General features: G+C 75.5%; 10 protein-coding genes and 1 pseudogene. 3 read left to right on the top strand and 8 right to left on the bottom strand.

What is annotated here, in order from left to right; all coding sequences use genetic code 11:
• The 3 genes from PAI11_RS13725 to PAI11_RS13715 form a co-directional block, all read right to left on the bottom strand.
• Window positions 1–213, bottom strand: a 213-nt coding sequence (locus tag PAI11_RS13725) for a cytochrome ubiquinol oxidase subunit I (RefSeq protein ID WP_040600280.1), incomplete at its 3' end; no start/stop codon positions are given.
• Window positions 214–349: 136 nt separating this feature from the next.
• A complete protein-coding gene (locus tag PAI11_RS13720; protein WP_007575752.1) occupies window positions 350–1507 on the bottom strand; it encodes an FAD-dependent oxidoreductase in 1158 nt (385 codons plus the stop codon).
• Complete coding sequence (locus tag PAI11_RS13715) at window positions 1504–2034, bottom strand: GNAT family N-acetyltransferase (protein WP_040600278.1); 531 nt, start codon at window positions 2032–2034, stop codon at window positions 1504–1506. Before PAI11_RS13715 ends, PAI11_RS13720 begins: the two co-directional genes overlap by 4 nt.
• 109 nt (window positions 2035–2143) lie before the next feature.
• Between PAI11_RS13715 and PAI11_RS13710 the strand changes: the two genes are divergently transcribed.
• Window positions 2144–3100 (top strand): zinc-dependent alcohol dehydrogenase family protein, encoded by a 957-nt coding sequence (locus PAI11_RS13710; protein WP_007575748.1) that lies wholly within the window; start codon window positions 2144–2146, stop codon window positions 3098–3100.
• Between the two features lie 12 nt (window positions 3101–3112).
• Here PAI11_RS13710 and PAI11_RS13705 read toward each other — a convergent pair whose 3' ends face one another.
• Entirely contained in the window at window positions 3113–4675 is a 1563-nt protein-coding gene (locus PAI11_RS13705; RefSeq protein WP_007575745.1) for a bifunctional aminoglycoside phosphotransferase/ATP-binding protein, read from the bottom strand.
• Complete coding sequence (locus PAI11_RS13700; protein WP_007575742.1) at window positions 4675–5910, bottom strand: NAD(P)/FAD-dependent oxidoreductase; 1236 nt, start codon at window positions 5908–5910, stop codon at window positions 4675–4677. Before PAI11_RS13700 ends, PAI11_RS13705 begins: the two co-directional genes overlap by 1 nt.
• A gap of 199 nt (window positions 5911–6109) precedes the next feature.
• On the opposite strand from PAI11_RS13700, the gene PAI11_RS13695 reads away from it, so the two are divergent.
• Window positions 6110–7048 (top strand): universal stress protein, encoded by a 939-nt coding sequence (locus PAI11_RS13695; protein ID WP_007575740.1) that lies wholly within the window; start codon window positions 6110–6112, stop codon window positions 7046–7048.
• 76 nt (window positions 7049–7124) lie between these two features.
• Here the strand turns inward: PAI11_RS13695 and PAI11_RS13690 are convergent, their stop codons facing one another.
• From PAI11_RS13690 to PAI11_RS13680, 3 genes are all read right to left on the bottom strand, one after another.
• Window positions 7125–8111, bottom strand: coding sequence for a response regulator (locus PAI11_RS13690; protein ID WP_040600276.1), 987 nt, complete (start codon window positions 8109–8111; stop codon window positions 7125–7127).
• Window positions 8108–9733: a PAS domain S-box protein gene (locus tag PAI11_RS13685; protein WP_007575736.1), complete on the bottom strand. Its 1626-nt coding sequence runs from the start codon at window positions 9731–9733 to the stop codon at window positions 8108–8110. Before PAI11_RS13685 ends, PAI11_RS13690 begins: the two co-directional genes overlap by 4 nt.
• Before the next feature lie 64 nt (window positions 9734–9797).
• Window positions 9798–10787, bottom strand: a complete 990-nt coding sequence (locus PAI11_RS13680; RefSeq protein ID WP_007575734.1) for a GGDEF domain-containing response regulator — start codon at window positions 10785–10787, stop codon at window positions 9798–9800.
• A gap of 290 nt (window positions 10788–11077) precedes the next feature.
• On the opposite strand from PAI11_RS13680, the pseudogene PAI11_RS25885 reads away from it, so the two are divergent.
• A pseudogene (locus PAI11_RS25885) lies at window positions 11078–11542 on the top strand (hypothetical protein); the annotation flags it as partial.

Raw genomic sequence — 11542 nt, 5'->3', positions numbered from 1 at the left:
CTGGACGATGCCGGTCGCGATCCCGATCGCGAAGTTGACCAGCAGCAGCTTGCCCCAGAACTTCGTCATCCGCAGGTACTGCTCGTCCCCTGTGCGAACCCAGCGGGTCTGCATCAGCGCGACCAGTCCCGAGAGCCCGATCGTCAATGGGACGAACAGGAAGTGGACGACGGTGGTGAAGGCGAACTGCCAGCGTGCGAGTTCCAGGAGCATGGGATCCGGTGACGGGTCGGGCGGCGCCGCAGCACCACGAATCGGTCTGGCGAGGACGCTACGAACCACGCGTCCCCGCTCCATCGGCGTTCCGCCGCCAACGCCTGCGGGCGACCCGCCGGCAGCCTGCGGGGAACTACGGAGCGACGGCGCCCGCGGCGAGCCAGCTGGCCAGCCGCCCGCCGGCGATCTTCGCCGGCGGCCACCAGAGCGGCTCGCGCGAGGTCGTCGTCCGCCAGCGCTCGCCGTCGCGCTCGGCCCGCAGGTAGAGCGTGCCGACACCGTCCAGCAGCGCGGCCCGCAGGACCGGGACCGACGGTGGCCAGCTCGCTTCCTCGCCGAGGACGCGGGCGACCTCGGCCGCGGCCATGTCCGCCTGCTGGACCGCGAGGCCGCCCTGCTTGACCGCGTGGTCGGCGACGTCGCCGACGGCCCAGACGCGGTCCTCTCCGACCACCCGCCCGGTCGTCTCGACCGGCAGGAAGCCGCGGCGGTCGTGCGGCAGCCCGGGGATCGCCGGGCCGCGCGGCTGGGCGACGGCGACGACCGCGTCGACCGCGAACGCCCCCTCGGTCGGCATCCACAGCTGCCCGTCGGCGAAGGCGTCCGGGACGCTCTCGGTCCGCAGCTCGATCCCGCGCCGTTGCAGCAGCGACGAGATCGCATCGCCGACCGTGTCGCCGAACGCGGCCAGCGGTCGCGACTCCGCCGTCACGACGACCGTCCGCATCCGCCCCTCGGGAGCCGCGTGCGCCAGCAGCAGGGCGCACTCGTACGCCGGCAGCGACCAGCCGGCGCCCGCCGGCACGACGATCGCCAGGCGCGACACGCGACCCCCGCGGACGTCGTCGACCAGCGCGGCGAACGCGTGCTCGTCCCGTGGGTCGCCCAACGTCAGCGCCCCGTCGACGGCCGCGTGGGGCACCGCTCCGGTGGCGAGGATCAGCGTCTCGTAGGCGATCCTGCCGCCGCTGACCGTCTCCAGCTCACGGCGCTCGGCGTCGACGCGCGCCACGCGGTCGCAGATCAGCCCCGCCCCGTGCTCGGCGGCCAGCCGGTCGAGCGGCACGATCTGCCCGAGGTCCTCCACCAGGCCGGCGTAGGCGGCGAGCGGCCGGTAGCGGTAGCGGGCGTCCGGCGCCAGCAGCGTCACGTGCCGCGCGCCCGCGGTGTGGGCGTGCACGGCCAGCAGCGCCTCCAGCGCCGCGGTCCCCCCGCCGGCGATCAGCACGTCGGTGCGAGCCGGCGGCTCGTCGCGATCGCTCGCCTCCGGACGGCGTCCCGGCGCGCTCACGTCGCGTTCCCGGGCGCCGACGGCCCGTTCACGGCCGGCGAGCCGAGCGCCACCTCGTAGTGGGAGACCCCGTCCTCCAGGCGCTGCTCGATCGGCAGCCCCGAGTCGCGCAGCAGGTCGATCATGTCGCGGTTGCCGGGCAGCACCTCGGCCACCAGCTGCCGGACGCCGGCCTCCCGCGCGCGGGCCACCAGGTCGAACAGCATCGCGGTCCCGATCCCCTGGCGGTGGTGGCCGTCGGCGACCTCGAACGCGATCTCGCAGCGGGTCTCGTCGTCCAGCGGCACGCACATCCCGTGCCCGAGGACCTCGTCGTCCGGCCCGAGCGCCAGCACCCCGATCCGGCGCGGGTCGTCGCAGCGGGCCTCCATCCGGGCCACGCGGTCCAGGTCGACGCCGCCGGTGAAGAACCGCGACCAGCGGGAGTCTCCGGTCACGTGCCCGAGCAGCTCCCGCAGCAGCGGCTCGTCGTCCGGCGTGACGGGGCGCAGCCGCAGACGCGTCGGGCGATCGATCGAAGCAGGCATGCCCTCGACGGTAGGTCGCGGCAGCGGCTCGTACATCCGCGTTCGCCGCTGGCCCCTCTCCGTAGCCACCACGGATCCCCGCGGCCGCCGCCGCGCTAGCGTCGGACCCGTGCGCGCCTCCATCCTCGAGCGACCCGGCACGCCGCTCCGCACCGTCGAGCGGCCGATCCCCGAGCCGGGCCCCGGCCAGCTGCTGCTGCGGGTCGCCGCGTGCGGCGTCTGCCGCACCGACCTGCACCTGCGCGACGGCGAGCTGGACTTCCCCGCGCCCCGGATCCCCGGGCACCAGATCGTCGGCACCGAGATCGGCGGCGACGGCCGGCGGCTCGGGGTCCCCTGGCTCGGCTGGACCTGCGGGCGCTGCTCCTGGTGCCGCTCCGGCCGCGAGAACCTCTGTCCCGAGGCGCGGTTCACCGGCCGCGACATCGACGGTGGCTTCGCCGAGTACGCGGTCGCCGACGCGCGCTACTGCTTCCCGCTCCCCGACGGCCTGCCGGACGACCAGATCGCGCCGCTGCTCTGCGGCGGGTTGATCGGGTACCGCGCGCTCCGGATGTGCGGCGATGCCCGGCGCGTCGGCATGTACGGCTTCGGATCGGCCGCCCACGTCCTGACCCAGGTGGCCGTCGCCGAGGGCCGGACCGTGCTCGCCTTCACCCGCCGCGGCGACGACGACGCGCAGGCGCTCGCCCGCGAGCTCGGCGCGACCTGGGCGGGAGCGTCGGAGGATCCGCCGCCGGAGCCGCTCGACGCCGCGATCATCTTCGCCCCGGTCGGGGCCCTGGTGCCGCTCGCGCTGCGGGCGGTCGCGCCCGGCGGCACCGTCGTCTGCGGCGGGATCCACATGAGCGACATCCCGTCGTTCGCCTACGCCGATCTGTGGCAGGAGCGGACCCTGCGATCGGTGGCCAACCTGACCCGCCAGGACGCGATCGAGTTCCTCGCCCTGGCTCCGACGGTTCCGGTCCGCACGCACGTCACCCGCTATCCGCTCGAGCAGGCGGAGCAGGCGCTCGACGACCTCCGGGCCGGTCGCGTGATCGGCTCCGCGGTCGTGGTGCCCTGACCGCCGCGGCCGTCAGACGTCGAGGATCGCGGCGATCGCCGCCACCGTCCGGTCGCAGGGCCGGTCGGTCCGGACCGTCACCAGCCGATCCGCCGGCACCTCGTCCAGGGGCTCGGCGGCCGCCGCCTGGGCGCGGCCGATCTCGGGGGTCGCGTCGGAGACGCGGTCCGGCTCGCGCAGCCGGCGGGCCAGCCGCTCCTGCAGGACGTGCTCGGGCGCGATGCAGGCGACGTGGACGGCGGCGCTGTGCCAGCCGGCCAGTCCCTCGCGCAGGGCGTCGCGATCGGCCCGGCGCAGGCAGGTGGCGTCGACGATCACCCCGCCGTCGCGTTCGAGGACCTCGGCCGCGCGACGTCCGAGCGCCGCGTAGGTCGCCGGCCCGCTTCCGGGCCGGTAGAGCTCCGGACCGCCCCGGGCCTCGGGGGCCAGGCCGGCCGCCTGCTTGCGCACGACGTCGGACGAGCAGACCGCGAAGCCGGAGCGCCGCGCCAGCGTCGCGGCGAGCCGGCTCTTGCCGACGCCGGAGGGGCCGGAGACGATCAGCGCCAGCGGCTGGCGCGTGCGCCAGGCGAAGCCCTCGGCGACCGCCAGCAGCCGCCGCGCCTCGAGCAGGTCCGGCCGTTGGCGCGCGCTGTCGGGGTCGCGCAGCAGCGCGACCTTCGCCCGCACGAGCGCCCGGTGGGCCGCGTAGAAGGCGATCAGCGCATCGCTGCCGGGATCGCCGTGGTGCGCCCGATAGGCGTCGACGAACGACCGTGCCGCGTCGGGGCGGCCGAGCGCGACGAGGTCCATCACCAGGAAGGCCACGTCGTCGGCGACGTCGATCTCGCGCAGGTCGTCGCGGAACTCGATCCGGTCGACGATCCGGACGTCGCCGTCGAGCAGCACGTGCTCGGCGCGGAGGTCGCCGTGGCCCTCGCGGACCATGCCGCGACGGCCGCGGTCGGCCAGCTCCTCGGCGTGGTCGCGCACGAACGTCCGCAGGCGCCGGTCGATCGCGTGCAGGCGCGCCGCGTCGAGCGGCCCGCGCAGCAGGCCGGTCAGCTCGACGTCGTCGGCGGCGATCATCCGCTTGGCGCTCGCCTCGGCCATCGCCGTCCGGGCCGGACGGCGGATCCGGCGAGCCCGCTCGTGGAAGCCGGCGATCGTCGCCGCGACCCGCTCGATCTCGGACGAGACGTCGGCGCCGTCGTCGAGCAGCGCGCGCAGCGTCCGGGCCTCGTCGAAGCGCCGCATCTCGACGACGTACTCGACGGCCGCCGGATCGTCGTCGTCGACCAGCCGGTGGCCGGCGCCGTCGGCCACCACGGCGCGGACCCCCAGGTAGATGTCCGGGGCCAGCTCGCGGTTGACCAGCAGCTCCTGCATGCAGGCGCGCCGGCGGGCCCGCAGCCGGTGGTGGTCGGCGAACGCGAACTGCCGGGCGCGCTTGATCTTGTAGGCCCGCGCGTCGCTGAGCAGCACGACCGACATGTGGGTGTCGCGACGCTCCAGCGCCTCCGGCCGGTCGACTCCCGCGGCGGCCGCGATCGCCTGGATCGCCGCATCGGTCGGCGTGCCGGGTGCCGGCGCCATCAGGCGTCCCGCGCCAGCAGCTCGACGCCGGGATCGCCGGCGGCGGCGTGGATCACGGGCGTCGCCGCCGGCGTGCTGCCGGCCACCGCGAGCCGGCTCACGGCGGCGACCGTCCCGAGCTCCTCGACGTCGGACAGGAACGGCGCCGCGTGGACCGCGGCGATCTTCTCCACCGGCCACCACGGGCAGCGCTTGGAGACCGCCGAGGCGACGGTCTCGGCACCGATCGCGGTCGCGGTCAGGTACAGCGGATCGGCGCCGGTCCAGAGGATCGCCCGCAGCCGCGGTTCGAACGGGTGCACCGGATGGCTGGAGCCGGCGCGCGCGGCGATCAGCGAGGCGACGGCGTCGGCCTGCTGCGTCGCGAGACCACCCTGCTTGAGGGCGAAGCTGGCGGCGTCGCCGATCGCGTGGACGTGCTCGCGCCCCTCGACGGCGAACTGCTCGTCGACCCGCACGAAGCCGTGGCCGTCGAGCGGCAGCCCGTGGATCCGCGGACCGACCAGCTCCGGCAGCGCCACGACGCGGCCGGCCGGCAGCGACGCGTGCGGGTGCAGCTCGAGCCGCTCGCCGTCGTAGCGCGTCACCTCGTGGCCGGTGACCAGGTGCACGCGCGCCTTCGCCAGCAGCTGCGCGACGGCGTCGGACCCGGGACCGCGGAACGCCTCGAGCGGCGCGTGCTCGTAGGTCACCACGGTGATCCGCCCCGGGTCGCCGCACGCGGCGGTGACGCGCGCCGCGGCCATCAGCGCCAGCTCGTACAGCGGCAGCGTCCAGCCGCAGCGTCGCGGGGCGACCAGCACCAGGCTCTCGGTCTCCTCCTGCTCCAGCTCGTCGATCACCCAGTGCAGCTCGTCCGCGGCCTCGGGGCGGAACGTCGACGCGTGGGCGACGCCGTCGACCTGGTGCGCGCCGGCGGCGATCACCAGCTCGTCGAAGCCGATCCGGCGCTCGTCGTCGAGCACCACCTCGGTCTCCGCCAGGACGGAGTGGACGCGACCGTCGATCAGCTCGACGCCGAGCGCGCGGGCGATCGGCATCCACGGGATCGCCCGAGCGCGCGGGCCCGAGAACGGCTCGGCGACCGACTCCGGTCGGTAGCGCAACGACGGATCGGGGGTGATCAGGGTGAGGGCGCAGCGATCACCGGCCGCGGCGCGCACGGCGAGGAGCAGCTCGAGGGCGGCGATGCCGCCACCGGCGACGAGGACACGGAGCGGGCGTTCGGCGGACATGCAGCGACCGTACGGCGGCCGCGCGCGACCGCCATCGGGGAGCGGCCCTGGCCCGCATCCGTGGTCTCTGCGGATCCCCGCGGATCCGCCGCGCGTCTCCGGGAGAACTACCGACCGCCGATGTGGGCGGAGCCCGATGGCGCACCGCCGCTCACCGTCGACGATCCGTCCTGTCACCTGAACGACGAGGAGCCCCCGAATGACGCAGAAGATCATCGCCGGTTTCGACGGCAACGACGGCGGCCGCGACGCGCTCGCCCTGGCCGTCGTGCTGGCCGACGCGACCGACGCCGAGCTGACCGTCACGACCGCCTACAGCTACCGGCGCACCGCCCACGACGCCCCGGACGCCTGGCACAAGCTGATCCGCGACGACGCGGCCGAGCGGCTCGAGGGCGCGCGCCAGATCTGCGGGTCGCGCCCGCGCACCTCGTTCGTCGTCAGCCGTGGCTCGTCGCCCGCCGACGGCCTGCACCAGCTGGCCGAGCAGCTCGAGGCCGACGTCGTGGTCGTCGGCGAGAACCGCCTCGGCCCGCTGGGACGGATCGCCGTCGGCAGCGTCACCGAGCAGACCCTGCACGGAGCGCCCTGCGCGGTCGTCGTCGCGCCGGCCGGCTACGCGGTCCAGGAGCAGCAGCGGCTGCAGACGATCGGGGTCGCCTACGACCCCGCCCCCGAGGCCCGGCACGCCCTCGACCGCGCCGTCGAGCTGGCCCGGACGACCGGCGCGCGCCTGCGCGTGATCCACGTCCTGCCGAAGGAGATCATCTGGTACGCCGGCTACGCCGGAGCCGCCCTGCTGCCCGAGATGCGCGAGGACGCGCGTCGCCAGCTCGAGTCGACCGCAGCCGCGATCGAGGGCGTCTCCGAGGTCGAGACCCTGCTGCTGGAGGGCGACCCCGCGACCGAGCTGGGCCGCGTCGCCGAGCACCTCGACCTGCTCGTGATCGGCTCCCGTGGCCGTGGCCCGGTCCAGCGCGTGATGCTCGGCAGCGTCAGCTCGCGCCTGGTGCGCCACGCCCACTGCCCCTTGCTGGTGTTCCCGCGGTCCGCCGTCCCCGAGGAGCCGGCTGCGCCGGTGATCGACGACGACGCGACCGCGAACGGGCCCGAGCGGCCCGCGACGCCGGTCGGCTGATCGCGCGCGTCGGCTCCGGCAGGGCGGCCCGTCCGTCCTTTCCCCGCCGGGGGTCGGGGGCCGGAGCCGACGCCCGTCAGCCGCTCGCGCCCGGCCGCCGCCGGTCGAGCGCCACCTGCGATCCCGGGCGGCTCTTCGCGAGCCGCTTGACCTCGGCGGCCGCGTCGGCGACCGCCTCGGTCGTCCGTGGGTGCTCCGGCGTCCAGATCGTGACGCCGATCGAGACCGAGATCAGCCCGTACTCGTGCTCGTCGCCGCGACGGTCGCGGACGGCGATCGCTCCGCGGTCGACGTCCTCGGGGTCGTGGAAGCCCGGCGCGATCCGGTCGAACCGCGCGACCACGTCCTCGGCCAGGGCGACGGCCACGTCCGGCGCCGTCACGATCCCGAAGTCGTCGCCGCCGATGTGCCCGAGCATCATCCGCTGGCTCTCGCTGGCGTCGGCCGCCTCGAGCAGCGCCGCCGCGAGGCCGCGGATCACCGCGTCGCCGCGGACGTAGCCGTAGCGATCGTTGAACGGCTTGAAGTCGTCCAGGTCGACGTGCAGGAACCCGAACGTCTCGCGGCGGTCGAGCCGCTCCTGGACGTCGCGGGTCAGCAGCACGTTCCCGGGAAGCCCGGTCAGCGGGCTGACGCCGCCCAGCAGCAGCCGCCGGCGGGTCGCGACCAGGATCCGCGCCTGCAGCTCGTCGACGTCGAAGGGCTTCGTCACGTAGTCGTCGGCACCGGCCGAGAGCAGCTCCATCACCGTCTGGGGGCGCTTGTCGCCCGTCACGCAGATGACCGGCAGCAGCGCCGTGCGGTGATCGCCCTGCAGCCGCGCGAGGACCTCGCTCCCGCCGATCGGGGCCATGTGCACGTCGAGCAGGAGCACGTCCGGTCGCGTCTGCGCCGCCACCTCGAGCGCCGCCTCGCCATCGGCGACGGCCTCGCAGCGGAAGCCGCGAGCGCCGAGGACCCGCGCGACCGAGCGGGCGCTGAGCTGGTCGTCGTCGGCGATCAGGACCCGCACGTCCGTCGGCCGGCTCGCTCGCGGCTCGCTCAGGGACGGCGCGAGGCTCATGTCGGCGCCTCCGTGCCGGCCGGCCCGGGCGATGGACCGGCGAGGACCCCGCGGATCCGGGTCAGGAGGCCCGTGGCGTCGAACGGCTTCTCGATCAGCGGGTGGTGATGGTGGGAGCGCGGCCGCGTGACGAGCTCGTCGCTGTAGCCGGACATCAGCAGGACCCGCAGCCCGCGATGGCCGGCGACCACGCGATCCGCCAGCTCCGTGCCGAGCATGCCGGGCATGATCACGTCGGTCAGCAGCAGGTCGACGGCGTGGTCCTCGCCGGCCAGCACCTCGAGGGCGGCCGCTCCGGCGTCGACGGCGATCACCCGGTAGCCGGCGCGCTCGAGGATCCGGCGCGCGATCCGGCGGCCGCTCGGCTCGTCCTCGACCAGCAGGATCGTCTCGCCGCGCGACGCGGGCCGCTGGCTCCGCTGGTGCTCGGTGCTGGTCGCCGGCTGCCCGACGGCCGGCAGCTGCACGCGCACGACCGTGCCCTCCCCCAGCGCGGACTCGATCCGCACGCGCCCGTCGTGCTGGGTCGCGATGCCGTAGACGGTCGCGAGCCCGAGCCCGGTTCCGCGGCCCTCCGGCTTGGTGGTGAAGAACGGCTCCATCGCGCGCTGTTGGACCGCGTCGGACATCCCCGACCCCGTGTCGGCCACCACCAGCTCGACCATCGGCAGCTCGTCGCGCTCCGCCTCGTCGGCGGTGCGGGTGGTGATCGCCAACACCCCGCCTCCCGGCATCGCGTCGCGCGCGTTGACGGCCAGGTTGAACAGCACCTGCTCCAGCTGCCCGCGGTCGGCGCGGACCGTCGCCAGGCCCGGCTCGTGCCGCGCCCGCAGCTCGATGTGCTCGCCGAGCGCGCGCCGCAGCAGCTGCTCGACCGCGCGCACCACCTCGGCGAGGCTGAGGATCTCCGGCGCGGTCACCTCGCGACGCCCGAAGATCAGCAGCTGGCGGGTCAGTGCGGCGCCCCGCTCGGCCGCCTCGCGGATCTGCTCGACGTCGGCGGCCAGGTCGGGGCGGTCGCCGAGCTCGTCGCGGACGAACCCGGCGTAGTTGATGATCACGCCCAGCAGGTTGTTGAAGTCGTGGGCGACCCCGCCGGCCAGCTGGCCGAGGCTCTCCAGCCGCTGCGCCTGCGTCTCGCGCGCTGCCCGGCGCATCTGCTCGCGCTCGCGCTCGGCCTCCAGCCGCTCCGAGATGTCGCGAACCGCGGCCCAGGCGAGCACGCCCTCGTCGGTGCGGGTGCTCGAGAGGCTGATCTCGGCCGGGAACTCCGTGCCGTCCTTGCGCTTGCCCGCCAGCTGCAGCCGGGCACCCATCGGCCGCGTCCGCGGGTCGCGGAAGTAGCCCTCGCGGTGGGCGCTGTGGGCCTTGCCGAACCGATCCGGGACCAGCGCGTTGATCGACAGCCCGACGAGCTCCTCGGGGGCGTAGCCGAACAGCCGCTGCGCCTGCTCGTTGGCCAGGACGATCGTGCCGCCCCTCGTGACGCCGACCACCGCATCCGGCAGCGACTCCAGGAACTGCTCGAACCCTGATGCCCCGAGGTGCACCGGGTGACGCGGCTCGCCCGCGCTCGTCTCGTCGCGCAGCCCCCCGCGCGACGGTCGCAGCTCGTGACCCATTGATGCGGTATCGGCAGCGCAGCGCCCGTCCTTGAGCCTCTCCGCGGGCCGTGAACGCCGGAGATCAGCCGTCTGCGCCCGGCCGCCGCCGGTCGAGCGCGACCTGCGATCCGGGCCGGCTCTTGGCCAGCCGCTTGACCTCGGCGGCCGCGTCGGCGACGGCCTCGGTGGTCGGCAGGTGCTCCGGCGTCCAGATCGTGACGCCGATCGAGACCGAGATCAGCCCGTACTCGTGCTCGTCGCCGCGACGGTCGCGGACGGCGATCGCTCCGCGGCCGACGTCCTCGGGATCGTGGAAGCCCGGCGCGATCCGGTCGAACCGGGCGACCACGTCCTCGGCCAGCGGCATCGCCAGCTCGGCCGGGGTCAGCACCCCGAAGTCGTCGCCGCCGATGTGGCCCAGGAGCATCCGCGGGGCGTCCGCGGCGTCGGCCGCCTCGAGCAGGACGCTCGCCAGCCCGCGGATCACCGCGTCGCCGCGGACGTAGCCGTAGCGATCGTTGAACGGCTTGAAGTCGTCCAGGTCGACGTGCAGGAACCCGAACGTCTCGCGGCGGTCCAGCCGCTCCTGGACGGCCCGCGTCAGCAGCACGTTGCCCGGCAGGCCCGTCAGCGGGCTGACGCCGCCGAGGACGATCCGGCGCCGGGTCGCGGCCAGGATCCGAGCCTCCAGCTCGTCGACGTCGACCGGCTTGGTGACGTAGTCGTCGGCCCCGGACGAGAGCAGGCCCGCGAGGGTCTCGGGGCGCCGGTCGCCGGTGACGACGATCACCGGCAGCAGCGCGGTGCGGTGGTCCTCCTGCAGCCGCGCCAGCACCTCGAAGCCGTCGACCGGCGTCATGTGCGCGTCCAGCAGCAGGATGTCGGGACGCCCCCGGACCGCCGCGTCGAGCGCCGTCGCGCCGTCGGCGACGATCTCGCAGCGGAAGCCGCGAGCGCCGAGGACCCGCGCGACCGAGCGGGCGCTGAGCTGGTCGTCGTCGGCGATCAGGACCCGCACGTCGCTCGGCACCCGCGGGGCGGCCGACGCCCGCAGCGCCGGCGGGACGCTCACGCGAGAGCCCCGTCCGCGGCGGCGAACGGGGCGATCTGCACCGGGTGGGACGGCCCGGCCGCGGTCACGCCCGCGTCCCAGGTCCGCGCAGGGGCGAGCGACGGTCCATGTCGTTCCATCGGCAGCGAGACTGCACCGCTTGACCCGAAAGTGGACGTTCGTTGGAGCCACGCCCCAACCGACGGCGGTCGCGCGCCCGGGGCGCGATCGGCGCCGCCTCCGGCCAGGCCACCGCACGGCCCAACTCCGACGTCCCCGGTCGGGATGCCTGTGCTACCGTCGCCGGGCTCGTGCTTAGGCATCCCAAACCCCGTCGCCTCGCGCTGGTCGCGGCGGTCGCCTGCGGGGCCCTCCCCGTGATCGCGGCGCTCGGGCCGGGCGGCGATTGGAACGGTCCGGGCAGCGCCCGGGCGGCGGCCGCGAAGGGACCACTGGACCGGGCCGTCCGCCGCCTGCAGGACGCCCAGCGACGGGACGGCGGGTTCGCGGCCAGCCGCGACGCCGGCCACTCGGATCCCGCGCTCAGCGCCTGGGCGGCGCTGGCCCTGGCCGCCGCCGGCATCCACCCCGCCGACCAGCCCCGCAGCGGGACGACCGCCCTCGCCTATCTGCGGGCCAACGGCGACCGCCTGCGCGACACGGGAGACGTGGCGCGGCTGCTGCTGGTCCTGCGCGCGGCCGGCGACGGCGACCACGCGGCCGGCCGGGTCGCGCGCGCGACCCTGCTCGCGCGCCAGGCCGCCGACGGCGGGTTC

The sequence above is a fragment of the Patulibacter medicamentivorans genome, from assembly GCF_000240225.1.
Lineage (GTDB): Bacteria > Actinomycetota > Thermoleophilia > Solirubrobacterales > Solirubrobacteraceae > Patulibacter > Patulibacter medicamentivorans.
This window is presented reverse-complemented; position numbering and strand designations above follow the sequence as displayed.